Genomic DNA, 19071 nt, shown 5'->3' on the forward strand with positions numbered 1-19071 from the left:
TCGGGAGGTTAATTGGGTCGCGAGTAGCGAATGTCCGCCTAATTCAAAGAAGTTGTCGTGAATGCCGACTTTTTCGATGCCTAAGACGTTAGTGAAGATGTGGGCAATGATTTCTTGATTTGGTGTGTGCGGAGCGACATATTCTTGTTCCCGCTCGATGTCACCATCTGGTGCGGGTAGAGCCTTTCGGTCTACTTTGCCATTAGGAGTCAATGGGAAGTTCTCTAGTTCCACAAAGGCGGCAGGAATCATATAGTTGGGTAAGATTTCCTGGAGATAACCTCGCAGCGAATTAGTTAAGGTGTCAGGGGAGTTAACTTCGGTGCGATCGAAATTACTGAATAATTTTTGATAGAAAGGGGTGCGCTGGAACACTTCTCGATAATGATAAGAGATATGTTCAAAATCAATGACTTCACCATTTTTTCTGATTAATTGACCGACGATCGCATAATCTGGGTTGAGATGATTATCACAAAGCGATCTCGAACAGACTGCTTGGATGACATCTCCATCATCTACTGCAATTCCAGGTTCAAAGACTGGAAAATAAACTGGCAACCAGCAATGTTCGTGCTTGAGAATATCAATTTCTTCACCAGGAATAGTTTGCAAAGTCAACCAAACCAAAAAGCCATCTAATCGTCCACTTTGATGAATTGTTAATTCGATTTTGTGAGAAAAATTTGGATCGACATGTCGATTGAAATCTAAATCTTCAAAAACATCGGCATTGGAGAGAACATTGGCGTGCGGAAATTTCTTAATACAGACCCTGAGATCGAATGGATACCCGACTTGCTCAAAAATCTTGTGAGTGTAATGACCAGAGGTTGGCGTAAAGTGTGGATTGTGTAGTATTTCATCCGACAGAGTAACCGCTGCCACTTTAGTAACACTGCGGTGGGGAATCATTACACCGTCTGGTTTTAGTAATCGGCGAGAATTGTTGATAATTACCGCCGCTCCTTCACAGCCGCCGATAGCTCCCACGATTTCCGATACACAAATGTCAGCTAGTTCTGGTAATTCTACTAATGTAGCATCGCCATGAACAACGACAATTTTATCTGACAAACCTAACTCTTGAATGCAAGCATTAGCCTGTTGACAAGTTTGCTCATTTCTTTCGATCGCGTACACTTTTTTCGCGCCAGCTTCGGCACAGAATCTGGCCAAAATCGCATCTTTACCAGTACCAATTTCAACAACGATCTTATCTACAACCAACTGCTCGATCGCCACTTTATAGCTATCATTTCGCCGTAGATCGTTTGTCATGGCATAATATAGCAACTCGTCATAGACATAGTATTCAGCTACCGATGGCCAAAGTTCTATTCGATCGGACTGAGGATGTTCTCGTTCCGTCAAAGTAGTAAGATTTTTCAGTTGCGGCACAACGTAGGCAACTAGCCGCCGATCTCCCGATCGATCTTCCCGTCCCACGACCACTGCCTCGCGGACTTGGGAATGTTTAGATAACAACGATTCAATTTCTCCCAGCTCGATACGATAGCCCCGCAGCTTTACCTGATGGTCGATCCGACCGAGAAATTCAATGTTGCCATCTGGAAGGTAGCGAGCACGATCTCCAGTTTTGTAAAGACGCTCGTATGGCTCATTGTCATAGGGATTTGAGATAAATTTCTCCGCAGTCAAATCTGGCCGATTTAAATAGCCTCGCGCGATCCCAACTCCGGCAATGTATAACTCACCAGGTACGCCAACTGGCACTGGCTGTAATCGATCGTCAAGAATATATACTCGCACATTCGGAATTGGTTTGCCGATGGGAGCTGGTTTACTCCCATCTAACGGTTCTGATACGGTGGCACAGACAGTTCCCTCCGTCGGCCCATAGGCATTGAAGAAATTTCTACCCGTTGCCCATCGAGCAATTAATTCTTGCGGACAAGCTTCACCAGCTACAATAATGGTCTGTAGTTGTGGTAGTGGCACCAGCGGCATTACTGCCAATGCGGTTGGTGGCAGGGTGAGATGAGTAATCTCTCGAGCTTGTAAATAGTCAGATAAGGTATCGCCTGGTAAAAGTGCTTCTTTGGGATCGAGATATAAAGTAGCACCAGTACACTGGGTCATGACAATTTCGGAAATAGAGGCATCAAAGCTACTAGAGGCAAATTGCAACACTTTGCTGGTAGGCTGGACATCAAAGAGTTTGATTTGGGCTTGGGCTAAATTACATAAGCCTCGGTGTGGAACCATGACTCCCTTTGGGGTACCAGTAGAACCCGAAGTGTAAATTACATAAGCTAGGCTCTGTGGTTGCACGTTACTGACTGGGTTTTCCGCACTTTCTGTGGCAATCTCCTCCCAGTCGGTATCGAGACAGACCACCTGAGCTGCATGTGCGGGCAGTCCAGCTTCTAAATTCTTGGTAGTCAGTAGCATTTTAATCTTGGCATCTGACAACATATAGGCCAGCCGCTCTAGCGGGTAACTGGCATCCAATGGCACATATGCTCCACCAGCCTTAAGAATGCCCCACAGCCCGATTAACATCTCGGGGGAGCGATCGATACAGATCCCGACTAAAGTCTCTACCCCTACACCCATCTTTTGTAAGTAATGGGCTAATTGATTGGCACGACTATTTAGTTCTTGATAGGTCAGTTGGCGATCCTGAAACGTTAATGCGATGGCTTGGGGAGTAGATGCCGCCTGCGCTGCAAACAACTGGTGAATGCACAGATTGCTGGCATACTCAGCCTCCGTATCATTCCAATCCCAAAGTAATTGTTGCTGTTCTTCTTTATTTAGTAGCGGTAATTCAGAAATTTGTTGCTGGGGATTAGCCACAATTCCAGTCAGCAAGGTCTGAAAATTATCCGCCATGCGGGTAATGGTGGTTAGATCGAACAGATCGCTGTTATATTCCCATGCGCTAATTAGTCCCCGATCGGTATCCTGTATTGATAGAGTTAAATCGTATTTGGCCGTGGTACTCTCAATCTCTAACGGGGTGAGGGTTAAACCAGGCATTTCTTGTGATTCGGCTGAGGTGTTCTGAAGCACAAACCCCACTTGAAATAGTGGAGAATAGCTTTGATTGCGTTCTGGTTGCAGTGTTTCTACTAACTTTTCAAACGGCACATCTTGATGGGCATAAGCATCTAGGGTGACTTGTCGAACTCGATGCAGTAACTCAATAAAACTGGGATTGTGTTGCAGGTCAGTGCGGAGGACTAAGGTGTTGACGAAAAAGCCGATTAATTGCTCGATTTCACTCCGGTTCCGATTGGCAATGGGAGAACCAATGACCACATCCGACTGACCACTATAACGATAGAGTAAGGTGGCAAAGGCAGCCATCAAGGTCATAAATAGCGTACTACCTGTCTGCCGCGACAAGGCTTGTAATTGCTGGGTTAAGGCCAGACTCAAGGTAAAACTCTGGGTTTTGCCTTGGTAAGTCTGCACGCTCGGTCGCGGACGGTCGGTGGGCAGTTGCAATAATTCTGGTGCCCCCTGTAATTGAGATACCCAGTACTCAAGTTGCTGTTCTAATACTTCCCCACTCAAGTATTCTCTTTGCCACAGCGCAAAGTCGGCATACTGAATCTCTAATTCTGGCAAGGGGGAGGGGTTGCCAGCACAATAGGCTGAATATAGAACCGATAGTTCTCGTACCAATACACCAATCGACCAGCCGTCGGAGACGATATGGTGCATATTGATACAGAACACATAGTCGGTCTCCGCTAGCTGTAGTAAACTACATCGAATTAAGGGGGCGATTTCTAAGTCAAAGGATGTTAGTGCCGATTGTTGAATGTGTTGTTCGATCGCTACTTCCCGTTCGGTGTCGATGAGGTGTTGTAAGTCCATTGTCTCGATCGTCATGCTGGCTGACGAGTGAATCATCTGCATGGGCTGACCATTGACAGTAGTAAAACTGGTGCGTAGTGATTCATGCCGCCGGACGATTTCAGTTAGAGCTTGATGCAAGGCATCGAGATTTAAGTCCCCAGTCAGCCCCAGGGCTGCGGGCATATTGTAAGTCGCCGAGGCTCCTTCGAGTTGGTTGAGGAACCATAGTCGTTCTTGGGCAAAGGACAGGGGAATGGATTCGCTACCTGAGGCAATGCGCTCGATTGCTGGTCGGCTCCATCCTTGCCCCTGTGTGCGTAATTGGGTGATGGTGCGCTCTAGTTGCGCGACACTCGGAGCTTCAAATACAGCTTGCAGGGGGATGTCTACGGTAAAGCTGTGTTTGAGTCGGGAGGTTAATTGGGTCGCGAGTAGCGAATGTCCGCCTAATTCAAAGAAGTTGTCGTGAATGCCGACTTTTTCGACCCCTAAGACGGCAGCGAAGATCTGGGCAACGATTTCTTGACTTGGTGTGTGCGGAGCGACATATTCTTGTGTGCGCTCGATGTCACCATCTGGTGCGGGTAGAGCCTTCCGGTCTACTTTGCCGTTGGGCGTTAAGGGGAGAGTATCGAGGATGACGAAGGCAGAAGGCACCATGTAGGCAGGGAGTTGCTGGTGCAGGAATTCCCGTAGTTGTTGAGTGCTGAAGGTTTGCGCCTCACTGACTACATAAGCTACTAATCGTTGGTTTCCAGCAGCATCTGTGGTGGCGATGGCAACTGCTTGTCGGACATGGGGATGACTACTGATAACTGCTTCGATTTCGCCCAACTCAATGCGGAAGCCCCGAATTTTGACTTGATGGTCGAGCCGTCCGAGGAATTCAATATTGCCGTCAGGTAGGTAACGTGCTAAGTCCCCAGTTTTATATAACCGTGCTGAGCTGTCTGGTGAGAAGGGATTGGGGATGAATTTTTCGGCTGTTAACTCTGGACGGTTGAGGTAGCCACGGATTGAATCTTTCACTCCAATGAATAATTCCCCGGTGACACCGATTGGCACTGGCTGCCCTCGAACAACATCTAGGATAAATATCTGAGTCTGGAAAATTGGCCGCCCAATCGGTGGCAACACCTTCCATGTTTGGGGATCGCCAGTTAGTTGATAGTCTGTCACTACATGGGTTTCCGACGGGCCATAGTGGTTGTGTAAGGCACAATTTGGATGACGGCTAAACCACTCCACAATCGCTGGGGTAATCTGCAATTGTTCTCCTGCTGTAATCACTTCTTGGAGGGAAGGCACTAGCTCTCGATCGCGGCCAATTTCTGCTAGATTTTGCAGAGCGATAAAGGGTAAAAATAGACGTTCGATCTCTTGTTGCCGTAGAAACTCAATCAGGGCACAAGTATCCTTGCGCTTGTCGTCGCTAATGACAACTAGAGTCCCACCAACACATAAAGTCGAGAAAATTTCCTGAAATGATACATCAAAGCTGATGGGGGCAAATTGTAGTGTTTTAGCTTCTGTTGGTACGTTTGAGGCTTCGATCTGCCACTCGATAAGATTTACCAAAGGTCGATGGTTCAGTTGCACACCTTTGGGCTGACCTGTGGAACCAGATGTGTAGATCGCGTAGGCCAAGTTTTCTGCGGTGACAGCAGTACTTAATTGCGCGTCAGACTGTTGTGCAACGATCGACCAATCCGTATCGAGGCATACTAGCTGGGCTGTTCCTACTGGTAACGTCTGACGCAGGGATTCCTGAGTGAGAACGATCTGTGCTTGTGCATCCTGAACCATATACACCAATCGCTGTTGGGGATAACTGGCATCCAAGGGGACATATGCTCCACCCGCCTTGAGAATCCCTAACAATCCCACCACCATCTCTAGCGATCGTTCGACACAAATGCCCACTAGGACTTCAGGTTTGACTCCTAACGTTTGGAGGTAATGTGCCAGTTGATTAGCGCGGTGATTTAACTGTCGATAGGTTAATTCTTGCCGTTCAAATACCACCGCGATCGCATCGGGCGTTTTCGTTACCTGCTCCTCAAATAATTGATGAATACACTTGTCTTGTGGATATTCCCGCGCGGTATCATTCCAGTCGAATAGTAACTGATGGCGTTCGGACTCACTCAGTAAGGGTAATTCACTAAGTGTTTGATGGGGATTGGTAGCAATAGCGGCGAAAATTGTTTGCAAATGTCCCAACATCCGCTCGATTGTATCTTCGGCAAACCGAACGGCATCATAACTAATCTTGATTGATAACTCATCCCTGGGTGCCACAGTTACAGTTAGCGGGAAATTAGTTTGTTCGCGACCCTCGATCTTGCCGACCTGTAACGAACCAGTCTCATTATCCAAAGAACTATCCATAGGATAATTTTCAAACACCACAATACTTTCAAACAGAGGTATTCCGCCAACTACCTCGCTCAGAGATTGAATCTCTACTAGTGGAGTATAAGAGTAATGTTGTAATTCCAACATCAATTGTTGGATTTGTTCGAGCCAAGGGATGAGTTGTCGATCGGGGGATATTTGCAATCGTAAAGGGAGGGTATTGATAAACAATCCCACCATATTTTCTACACCAGATAAACTAGCCGGACGACCAGAAACCGTCACGCCAAAGAGGATGTCTCGCTCGCCACTATAACGACTTAATAGTAAACCCCAACCAGCTTGAATGATGCTTGATAATGTTACTTGATGTTGTTGTGCCAGAGCTTGTAATTTGTGGCTGATATCACTGGATAAATCTAGTTCCAGCTCTTGGTAATTTGTCGATCCTGACTGCTGAGATTGCGGCAGAGTTCGATCGACAACCAGAGGGGTAGGCGCACTAAAGCCTTGTAACATCTGTTGCCAAAACTCAGTCGATGCGGCTCGGTCTTGAGCAGTTAACCAATCAATATAATCCTCATAGGGAGTTGGTATGGGCAAATGACAAATTTTACCCTGCACTTGAGCTTTATAAAAACTTAGTACTTCATTAAAGATAATCGGCAAGCACCATCCATCTAGCAGAATATGGTGGAAGTTCCAAATCAACTGATAAGTATCATCAGTCAGTTGAATTAACGTACATCCCATCAACGGTGCTCGACCGAACTCAAAACCTTGTTCTCGTTGGATCTGCAACAATTCTGATAATTGCTGTTGTTGTGCTACTGGTGATAGCGACAGCCAATTTAGATTAGTCCAAGGTAGATCCACCTGTTTTAATACTACCTGGAGTGGAGCAGGGCGATTTTCCCAGACAAATAATGTCCGGAGAACTGAATGTCGATCTACTACTTTTTGCCAAGCAGATTCAAAAGCATCAACATTAATATCACCTGTCAATATTAAAGTCATTTGCTCGACATACACCCCACTCTCTGGAGCATACAAGCTGTGAAATAGCATCCCCTTTTGCATTGGAGATAATGGATAAATTGCTTCGATATTTTTAGATGCGACCGGAGACTTCTCTTTTTCACTAATCATTACCATTTACCTTTATATTTGTATTTCTATAATTGCTTTCTTTCTAAAGAAGATTTAATAACTCGTCAAGTTCTGATTGTTCTAATTGTGCTTTGGGAAAATCCGAGGGTGTATATCCACCAGCATCTTCGGACTGACAATGTGCGATTAAGACCGTGAGATTTTGTAGGTAGCTTTGTGCTAAATCTGAGATCGTCTCTGGCTGATGAACTTGACTACTGTAAGTCCAACTAATTTGTAATTCCCCTCCTACCACCAGACAACTCAGATCTAATCGATGCTCCCGATGGTGCTGGGAACTCTGTTCTTGTCCACTAGACTCAGCGGCAAATTTCCAACCTGTTTCCTGCACTTGGTCGAATTGTCCGAGATAGTTAAAACTGATTTCTGGAGCGGGAATGCGCTGGAGTTGTTTTTTAACTTCTTCATCCGCACACAAGTATCGTAAGATCCCGTAGCCAATCCCCCGCTGCGGAATTGTCCGTAATTGTTCTTTGATCGATTTGATGGCTGTGGCGGGTGGGGTTGATGATGGGAGTTGCAGTAGGACGGGGAATAAACTGGTAAACCAACCGACTGTTCGCGATAAGTCTACATCTGCAAATAGTTCTTCGCGTCCATGTCCTTCTAAAGCGATCGTGACTGTATTATTTCGCGTCCACTGGGTTAGGGTCATGGCTAATCCAGTGAGCAGCAGATCGTTGATTTGGGTGTTGTAAGCTTCGTGGACTGAACTTAACAGTTGGTGGGTGGCAGTGGCACTCAAGGTTACGGTCACTGAGTCAGTACTATCGATCGTGTTGTCGGCGGTCTGACTAGTCAGATCTAAGGGGATGGGGGTAGCTTGCTCCCACGGTCGAGCGAGCCAATAGTCTAACTCTGATTTGATTGGTTCCGATTGGGCATAACGCGCTAGTTTTTCGGCCCAATCAATAAAGGCGGTGGTCTTGGGACTGAGTTGAATTGGTTGTTGTGTGGTTAATTGTTGATAAATTGTTTCGAGGTCTGATAATAAAATCCGCCAGCTCACTCCATCGACCGCGAGGTGATGAATGACAATCAATAATCGTCCTTCGCGCTGATGACCCAAGTCAAACATCACTATTTGCACGATCGGGCCAGTGGTCAGGTTTAAACTTGCCTGAATATCGGTGGCAATCTGTTCTAGTGCCTGTGGTTGTTCGGAAATTGGTGTTGTGGATAAATCTATGATGGTAAGGGGTACAGTCTCCTCTAATCCACGATTGATTTGTTGTTGGTGGTCTGTGGCTGAGGTCGGAAAGCGGAGCCGGAGTGCGTCATGATGTTCTAGTAATTTTTGACAGGCGATGGCGATGAATTGGCTGGATAGACCGGGCGGTGTTTGTAATAAGACTGATTGGTTGTAGTGGTGTGGGTCGATCTGGTCTTGCGCCCAGAACCAGTGTTGAATTGGGGTGAGTGGTGCGCCTCCAGTTACTAGTCCTTGCCGTGCATCGACCATCTGGGTTGTATTGGCAACCCGGGCTAAGGCGGCGATAGTTTGATGTTGAAATATTTGTTTGGGCGCGATCTGGATGCCAGCAGTTTTGGCCCGTGCTACCACTTGAACGATCAGGATGGAATCGCCACCAATTTCAAAGAAGTTGTCATGGATGCTGACTCGTTCTTTGAGCAATAGTTCTTGCCAAATTGTGGTTAAGATGTGTTCGATTTGTGTTTGGGGGGCGACATATTCTTGTGTGCGCTCGATGTCACCATCTGGTGCGGGTAACGCTTTGCGGTCTACTTTGCCGTTGGGGGTTAATGGGAGGGTGTCGAGGATAATGAAGGCAGATGGCACCATGTACGCGGGCAGTTGCTGTTGCAGAAATTCCCGCAGTTGTTGAGTGCTAAGGTTTTCTTCCTCACTCACTACTACATAGGCTATTAGTCGTTGGTTTCCAGCAGCATCTGTGGTAGCTGTTACTACTGTTTGTTGAACTTGGGGATAACTACTGATAACTGCTTCGATTTCGCCCAACTCAATGCGGAAGCCCCGAATTTTGACTTGATGGTCGATTCGTCCCAGGAATTCAATATTGCCGTCAGGTAGGTAACGTGCTAAGTCCCCAGTTTTATATAGCCGTGCCGATCTGTCTGGTGAGAAGGGATTGAGAACGAATTTTGCTTGGGTGAGTTCGGGACGATTTAAGTAGCCACGGGCTAATCCATCGCCCCCGATGTGCAATTCTCCGGCGACCCCAATTGGTACTGGTTGCATTTGCCGATCGAGGATGTAGAGTTGCGTGTTCGCAATGGGACGACCGATGGGGACAACTTGTCCAGACATCTCCCGTTGGCAATTCCAGAAAGTTGCATCGATACAAGCTTCTGTGGGTCCGTAAAGATTGACTAAATTTACATCTAGCTTGCTTAACAAGCCTGCTTGCAACGCAACTGGCAAAACTTCACCACCACAGAAGACTTGTTTGAGGGAGTGACAAGTTTCGATGTCTCCCTGTTCTAACAGCATTTGCAGCAAAGATGGAACCAATTGAACGGTAGTTACCTGCTGTTGAGCAATTAAGCTTAAGAGGTAAGCACTGTCGGTATGACCTCCTGGTTGAGCGATTAGCAACTGTCCACCTACCAATAATGGAGCGTAGAATTCCCAAACTGAGGCATCAAACCCAAAGGGAGTTTTTTGCAGTACTTTGTCTTGTTCGGTTAGGGGGAATGTTACTTGCATCCAGAACATATGATTACAAAGGTTCTGGTGAGAGATCGTGATTCCCTTAGGTTGTCCAGTAGAGCCAGAAGTATAGATGACATAAGCCAAATTCTCTGCACTAGCACTACTCACCAAATTCTCTGGACTATGCGCTTCGATTGTCCCCCGATCGATATCCAAACAAACTACTCGTGCAGCATGAGACGGCAGCACAGACAGCAAGTTGTTTTGTGTCAACAACACTTCTACCCCAGCATCACTTAACAGATAACTTAACCGTTCTGCTGGATAACTAGGATCTAAAGGAACATAAGCTCCACCTGCCTTGAGAATCCCCAATAATCCCACCACCATCTCTAGCGATCGTTCGACACAAATCCCCACCAGTACTTCAGGTTTAACACCTAAAGTTTGGAGATGATGTGCTAGCTGATTAGCACTTTGATTTAACTGTTGATAGGTTAATTCCTGTTGCTCGAATACTACTGCGATCGCATCGGGCGTTTTGGCTACTTGCTCCTCAAATAATTGATGGATACATTTATCTTGGGGATAATCTGTCTGAGTATCATTCCAATCTACTAACAACTGCTGACGTTCGGACTCACTGAGTAAGGGTAATTCACTCACTGTTTGACGGGGGTTTTCGACAATGGCTGATAACAAGTTCTCGAAATGAATAGCCATCCGTTCGATACTTGAACCGTCAAACAAGTCAGTGTTATATTCCCATCCACACTCCAATCCCATCAAACTTTCACTCATCGATAGGGTTAAATCGAACTTGGCAATCGTGCTATTAGCATCTAACTCACTCAACCTTACTCCTGGTAATTCAATCTCACCCATCGGTGCATTTTGCAGGACAAACATCACCTGGAATAAGGGAGAATGGCTCATCGAGCGTTGGGGTTGTAATACCTCCACAATTTGTTCAAAGGGCAGATCTTGATGCTCGTAAGCTTTAAGCGTGGTTTCTCGTACCTGTGTGAGTAACTGCTCGAAACGGGGATTATCTTCTAATCGAGTTCTCAAGACTAAAGTATTTACAAAAAAGCCAATTAGTGGCTCAATTTCACTCCGATTCCGATTGGCAATGGGAGAACCAATGACCACATCCGACTCGCCGCTGTAACGATAGAGTAAGGTGGCAAAGGCGGCCATCAAGGTCATAAATAACGTACTACCTGTCTGGCGCGACAATGCTTGTAATTGCTCGGTTAATTCTGGACTCAAGGTAAAACTGTGGGTGGCACCTTGATAAGTCTGTACGCTCGGACGTGGGCGGTCGGTGGGCAGTTGTAATAATTCTGGGGTTCCCTGTAATTGTTGCTGCCAATAGCTGAGTTGTCGATCGAGAGTTTCGCCTTGCAACCACTGTCGTTGCCAGACGGCAAAGTCTGCGTATTGAATGGTTAACTCTGGAAGTGTTGAAGATTCACCCCGGACAAAGGCCGAGTAAAGTGCAGCGATTTCTTTCACAAACAAGCCCATCGACCAACCATCAGAAATAATGTGATGCATGGTTAGCAGCAAGATCTGCTCGGTTGCTGACACCAACAATAACGTCGCTCTCATTAAGGGATCGGTATCTAAAGCAAAAGGCTGCTCGGCTTCTGCTGTGGCTAATTGCTGAATTGTTGATTCTGTGTCGCTAACGGGTAGATGTTGCAAGTCAATACTGTTTATCTGCCAGGTACCAGGCTGGTGAATCACCTGGATCGGTTGACCATCTTGGCTGATAAAGTTAGTCCGCAAAGCTTCATGACGACGAACGATCTCTTGTAGTGTTCGCTCCAAGGCTACAAGATCGAGCTGTCCTTGAAACCTGACTGCACCGGGCATATTGTAAGTAGCACTATTCGGTTCTAGCCGATCTAAGAACCATAAGCGTTGCTGCGCAAAAGACAATGGGATTGGTCGATCGCGGTTGACCACTTGGATAGGTGGCTGTGGCACTGCCGTTGCTGTTTGCTGTACCTGTTGAATGTATTGAGCAAGTTCGGCGATTGTCGGAGCCTCAAACAAACTATGCAAGGGTAAATCTATGTTAAAAGCATTCTTAACCCTGGAAATTAATTGGGTGCCTAATAAGGAATGTCCTCCTAGAGCAAAGAAATTGTCGTCAATACCGATGTGTTCGTTCGCTAACACCTCTGCCCAAACTTTTACCAGCATTTCTTCGGTTGGATTGCGCGGCGCGACAAAACCGACGGCTAATTGGTTGCGGGAAATCTCTGGGACTGGGAGTTTTCGCCGATCGATCTTGCCGTTGGCCGTCAGTGGCATAGATTCGAGCAACATGAATGCCGAGGGCACCATGTAATTGGGCAGCTTGTCGGTTAAGAATTGACGCAGTTGCGGGATCAGATTTTTAGCTAATTTTCCTTGCAAGGGGTCATTACCATATACATCCCAAGTTTGGAAACTAGACTTCACTGGTGTTAGATCGAGCTGGGTGGTAATCGAGGGTAGTTGGAAGACCGCATCGTAGCCGCCATCAGAGTCGGAATTAGACCAACTGAGGTTCAAGGTATAGGATAATTCTTGGCTTAAATTCCATAGCTCGGCGGGATCGATCCCAGCGGATTTGGATGTAGATAATGCCTGACGCAAGTCTTGGACTGTCTCCAGCTCTGGAGCATCATCACGCAACAATTTCCAAGCTTGCATTTCCGTGCTGACTCGTCCATTGGCGATATGTGAGATCCCGAAAATTTCTGGTTGAGTGTGGACTAAGCGTTGACGAATCTCTGCTACACTCAGCGGTTCTGTTTGCCAATCTAACCAAGCGATGGGGGTAGCTTCTTGAGTACTCGGACTGGGACAGCCCTCGATTTCGAGAATAACTTCGTAGCGAAACTTAGTTAATTCATTATGATAGACACCACGCTTTGGTTGAATCCGGACGTGGCTAATTCTGGGTAAGTGCTGTTGCACAGCCAAGAAAAACTCTGGAGCGACGAGTAATTCTTCTTCTTGCATTAACCGTTGTTGGACGTGTTGCTGTAATTGGGACAGACTTAGTCGATCGGATGATTGGTGGAGCTGTACGGACAGGATATAAGTATCTAGCAGCAGTAAATTCCGCACATCCCCAATCAGCACGTGACCGCCAGCCCGAACTGATGCTACAGCCTGTTCCAACACGCGTAATAAATAGGTGACACTAGGAAAGTACTGGACAACTGAATTGATAATGACCGTATCAAAGCTCGCAGGTGGGATCCCATGAAAATCATCAGCCATGCGCTCTAGGGTAGTCACATTCTCTAACCCCGGAACTTGCTGCTTCATCTGTTCGATGTATTGCAATGCGGCTACTGAGTAGTCAGTGCCCCAATATTCATCACAATGGGGAGCGATTTGGGATAACAACAGCCCGGAGCCACAGCCAATTTCTAGTACCCGCTGGGGCCGCAGTGCTAAGATCTGTTCCACAGTGTAATCTACCCATTCCTGCATTTCGGTGGCGGGAATTGCTGCACCTGTATAGCTACTGTTCCAACCAGCAATATTGAAAGTCAAGTCTCGATCGGTTGGCAGTTGTTGATAGTTTTGTTCGTAAAGATTCTGCCAATCGGCAACATACTCAGTTTGCCATTCATCTATTTCTGGTAAACTTCGATCCCGAACATTTCGATCTGCTACCACATAAGCCACTAACCGTCGATCCTGCTCGCGATCTTCCCGCGCGATCGCTACTGCTTGTTGAACGCCTGGATATTGACCTAGCAGGGCTTCAATTTCTTCTAACTCAATCCGGAAACCGCGAATTTTGACTTGATGGTCGATGCGTCCCAGGAATTCAATATTGCCATCAGGTCGGTAACGAGCTAAGTCCCCAGTTTTATAAAGACGAGCCTGACGATCGTCACTGAAGGGATGAGGGATGAATTTTGCTGCTGTCAACTCTGGTCGATTCAGATAACCTTGCGCCAAACCCACTCCACCAATATGCAATTCCCCTGGAACACCGATCGGTAGTGGTTGTAAGTCAGAGTCCAAAATATACACTTCCACATTCTGAATTGGCCGACCAATGGGAGCTGCTTGACTACCATCTAAAGGTGCCGAGACTGTGGCACAGACGGTGCCCTCGGTTGGTCCATAAGCGTTGAAGAAACTTCGGCCTTGCGACCATTGAGCAATTAATTCCTGTGGACAAGCTTCCCCAGCGACAACGATTGCTTGTAAACAAGGCAGCGGTTGTAATGGTAAGACTGCTAATGCTGCTGGGGGTAGCGTAACATGAGTAATTTCACGCGTGTGGAGATACTTCCATAAAGCTTGACCGGGGAGGAGTGTTTCTTTGGTATCGACATAGAGAGTGGCTCCAGAAGTAATCCCCATCACGATTTCCCAGATGGAGGCATCAAAACTCAAAGAGGCAAACTGTAAGATCTTACTAGTAGCGCGAACGCCAAACAGATCGGTTTGAGCTTGAGCCAGGTTGCACAAGCCTTGATGAGGAACCATCACCCCCTTCGGTGTGCCAGTGGAGCCAGAAGTGTAGATGATATAAGCTAAATCGGCAGATGTAATTTCAACTAGCGGATGTTCTCGCTCTTGTTGCTCGATCTGTTTCCAGTCGGTATCTAAGCAAACCACAACTGCCTGATGAGTGGGTAATCCTGCCACGAGTTGCTGTTGTGTCAAAAGTACCTGCACCTGAGCATCTGAGAGCATAAAACTCAGACGCTCTGATGGATAACTGGGGTCTAGGGGCACATAAGCTCCACCCGCCTTGAGAATTCCCAAAATTCCGACGATCGTCTCAATCGATCGATCGACACAAATACCCACTAACATGCCCGGTTTTACACCTAATTCAACCAAGTAGTTAGCTAGTTGATTGGCACGAACATTCAATTCAGTGTAGGTCAGATGCCGATCGCCACACACCACGGCCATCGCATCCGGTGTTTGCTGTACTTGTGTTTCAAATAATAGATGAATACATTTATCTTGCGGATATGCGACCTTGGTGTCATTCCATTCATGGAGCAATTGATGTTGTTCCGTGACACTCAACAACGGTAATTCGGCAATAGGCTGTTCTGGATGGGCAACAATTTGGGTCAACAATGTTTGAAAATGACCAGCCATTCTAGCGATCGTGTCATCATTGAATAGATCGGTACTGTATTCCCAAACGCCGATTAGTTCATCGTTAATTTGTTCTAGAGATAGCGTTAAATCAAATTTTGCGGTTTTGTGTTTTGTCGTTAAATTACTCAAGGTTAAGCCAGCTAGCTCGATCTCAAATACTGGAGAATTTTGTAGGACAAAAGCCACTTGAAACAACGGAGAATGACTAGGATTTCGCTCTGGTTGCAATACATCTACTAGCATCTCAAAGGGTAAGTCTTGATGAGCATAGGCGGGCAAGACCATTGCTTGAACTCTGGACAACAACTCTCGGAAACTGGGATTTCCGGACAGGTCGGTGCGTAAGACTAACGTATTGACAAAAAAGCCGATTAAACCCTCTAGTTGACCGTGATGGCGATTGGCAATCCCCGAACCGATTAAAATATCTGTCTGTCCGGTATAGCGACCCAGCAACAGATCGAATGCGGCCAGTAGAGTCATAAATAGCGTAACTCCCTCCTGACGACTCAATGACTGGAGTGCCGACGTGAGATCTGCGGGGATGGTAAATTTTTGCTCTGCGCCCCGAAAGGTTTGGATGGGGGGGCGAGGTCTGTCCGTGGGAAGTTCTAAGAGGGCTGGAGCATTAGCTAGCTGTTGCTGCCAATAGTTGAGCTGTCGCTCTAGAATCTCTCCTTGCAACCATTGTCGTTGCCAAACTGCAAAATCTACATACTGAATCTCTAATTCTGCCAGTGGCGAAGGTTTACCTTGCTCAAACGCCTCATACAGCACTGCTATTTCTTTAATCAACACTCCCATCGACCAACCATCAGACACAATATGATGCATGGTTAGCAATAAGATATGCTCGGTTGCTGACGCGATAATTAAAGTTGCCCGGATCGGGGAATCAGTATCTAAGGCAAAAGGTTTCTCTGCTTCTGCTGTGGCTAACTGCTGAATTTTTGTTTCTCGCTCGCTAGTTGATAAATCTTGGAGATCGATCGAGGTCATTTGCCAAGCATTAGTCGGCTGAATCACCTGCATCGGTTGACCATTATGGCTGATAAAGTTAGTTCTTAATGCTTCATGCCGCCGAATAATTTCCTGTAGAGTTCGCTCTAAACTGACAAGATCCAGTTGCCCTGTGAGCCTGATGGGGTCAGGCATATTATAAGTACTACTATGAGGCTCTAATTCATTAATAAACCATAATCGCTGTTGGGCAAAGGACAATGGCAGTTCTCGATCTCGTGGGGCTGGCTGAATCTCGACTCGAGCAGAACTTGCTGTATCTTGTAAAAAAGCGAGGATTTCCGCTTTGCGATCTACTATTTCAGCCTTGATGGTAGGGCTGAGGCTTCCCTGCGGGGCTTGATAGCGCAACAGACCCCCGTCAACCCAAAGTTTTATGTCTTGGCGGCTTAGATCTAATAATAATTTACCAATAGATTTCATAGGATTCCTTTCTCTTCTAAATCGGTTGCTGTTGAAGTAACGGAATGATTTTGAAATGCTTGTAGTGCCAAGCTAATATTATCGATCTCTTCAGCTAGGCTAGCCAAAGTACTTGCTTCAAACAAGCTCTTTAGCGGCAACTTTACGTTCAATGCTTCACTGATTTGAGAGCTAAGTTGGGTGGCTAACAAGGAATGTCCACCCAGATCGAAGAAATTATCGCGAACACTAATTTTTTCCACCTTCAGAATTTTTTGCCAAATCTCAGCTAAAACCGCTTCAGTATGTGTGCGCGGCGGGACAAAATCTCCTGAGGACATCGACGACATGTCTGGTTGTGGTAATGCCTGTCGATCTACTTTGCCATTGGGTGTCAACGGCAATGAATCTAAGCAAATTACTGCCCCTGGCACCATATAACTTGGGATTTTCTCTTTGACGAAATCTTTGATTTCCGTACTACTAATTTCTGCTCCAGATTGTGCGATGACATAAGCCACCAACTGCTGATTCCCGGAAATGTCTTCGCGATCGATCGCCACTACTTGAGATACTTGTGGGTGCTGACTAATGACTGCTTCGATTTCCCCCAACTCAATGCGGAAGCCGCGAATTTTGACTTGATGGTCGAGCCGTCCCAAGAATTCAATATTGCCGTCATTCAAATAGCGTGCTAAATCGCCAGTTTTGTATAACCGTGCCGATTTGTCAGATGAGAAGGGATTGGGGATGAATTTCGATGCCGTCAATTCGGGACGATTCAAGTAGCCTCGGGCTAATCCATCGCCGCCGATGTGGAGTTCTCCAGTCACCCCAACTGGTACTGGTTGCAGTTGTGGGTCGAGAATGTAAACTTGCGTATTGGCGATCGGTTTGCCAATTGGTACAGTCTGCTGGAGTTGAGTCTGACCGATCTCATAGCAACAGGTGAAGGTCGTATTTTCGGTCGGGCCATAGCCATCAATCAAGCGACAATTGGGATACCGCTGTCGAAATCGCCGCACGTGGTCGACAGATAAAACATCGCCGCCAGCTAATAATTGTTGCACTGGGGATAAGGCTTCCAAGTATTCATCTACCATCAGATGAAACAGTCCCGCCGTCAGCCACAGACAGGTAATTTGGTGTTGGGACACAACGTCTACGAGCCGATCTAGATCGGGAACTTGGCTCGGAAAGATGACTAATTTACTGCCATGAAGTAGGCTGCCCCAGAGTTCTAAGGTAGAAGCATCAAAGGTAATGGGCGCGAGTTGGAGGAAAACCTGCTCGGCATTAAACTGGGCATAATTGGTATTTTGGACGAGTCTGACGACACTCCGATGCGCTACACAAACCCCCTTGGGTGCTCCAGTCGAGCCGGAGGTGTAGATGACATAAGCCAAGTTATCGGCACTGACACTACTGACCAAATTCTCTGGACTGTGAGATTCAATTACCCCGCCATCGGGATCCAAACAAACTACCTGAGCTAAATGAGAGGGCAGTGTAGGCAACAAATTCTGTTGCGTTAGCAATACTTCTATCCCCGCATCACTCACCATATAACTCAAGCGTTCTGTCGGATAACTGGGGTCTAGAGGAACATAAGCTCCACCTGCTTTGAGAATCCCTAACAATCCCACCACCATCTCTAGCGATCGTTCGACACAGATTCCCACCATTACTTCATGTTTGACACCTAAAGTTTGGAGGTGATGGGCAAGTTGATTAGCGCGGTGATTTAACTGTCGATAGGTTAATTCTTGTTGCTCGAACACTACGGCGATCGCATCGGGGGTTTTGGCTACTTGCTCCTCAAATAACTGATGGATACATTTATCTTGGGGATAATCTACCTGAGTATCGTTCCAATCTACTAACAACTGCTGACGTTCTGTTGCACTTAGTAAGGGTAATTCACTCACTGCTTGGCGAGGATTCACTGCGATTGCTGATAACAAGTTCTCAAAATGACTTGCCATTCGCTCGATAGTTGACTTATCGAACAAGTCGGTGTTGTATTCCCATTCACACTCCAATCCCAATGGGGTTTCAGCCATAGACAAGGTTAAGTCGAACTTGGCAATCGTGCTATTAGCATTTAACCCACTCAACCTCACTCCAGGTAATTCGACATCACCCATGGGCGTATTTTGTAAGGCAAACATCACCTGAAACAGAGGGGAATGGCTCATCGAGCGTTGAGGTTGCAATGCCTCAACAATCTGCTCAAAGGGAACATCTTGATGTTCGTAAGCGGTGAGGGTGGTTTCTCGCACCTGTGTGAGTAACTGCTCAAAGCTCAGATCTGCCTCTAATTGGGTTCTCAAGACTAAGGTATTTACAAAAAAGCCGATTAGTGGCTCGATTTCACTGCGGTTACGATTGGCAATGGGAGAACCAATGACCACATCCGACTGACCACTGTAACGATAGAGTAAGGTGGCAAAGGCGGCCATCAAGGTCATAAACAGCGTACTACCTGTCTGCCGCGACAATGC

At 46.6% G+C, this 19071-nt stretch carries 3 protein-coding genes; all 3 read right to left on the bottom strand.

The genetic code is table 11. The annotated features are described in order from the left end of the window. Window positions 1–7341: non-ribosomal peptide synthetase (locus C7B77_RS06475; RefSeq protein ID WP_181243733.1), on the bottom strand; the 7341-nt coding region annotated here is incomplete at its 3' end. 43 nt (window positions 7342–7384) lie between these two features. Beyond that, window positions 7385–16588 carry a non-ribosomal peptide synthetase gene (locus C7B77_RS06480; protein WP_106301736.1) on the bottom strand — a complete coding sequence of 3068 codons (9204 nt, stop codon included), beginning with the start codon at window positions 16586–16588 and terminating at the stop codon, window positions 7385–7387. Then, on the bottom strand, window positions 16585–19071 hold a 2487-nt coding region (locus C7B77_RS06485; RefSeq protein ID WP_146138209.1), incomplete at its 5' end, for a non-ribosomal peptide synthetase. The genes C7B77_RS06480 and C7B77_RS06485, both read right to left, overlap by 4 nt.

It is taken from the genome of Chamaesiphon polymorphus CCALA 037, assembly GCF_003003845.1.
In the GTDB taxonomy this organism is placed as follows: domain Bacteria; phylum Cyanobacteriota; class Cyanobacteriia; order Cyanobacteriales; family Chamaesiphonaceae; genus Chamaesiphon; species Chamaesiphon polymorphus.

Coding starts and splice junctions, on each gene's coding strand:
- C7B77_RS06480 (WP_106301736.1), bottom strand. CDS start 16,588: ATGAAATCTATTGGTAAATTATTATTAGATCTAAGCCGCCAAGACATA.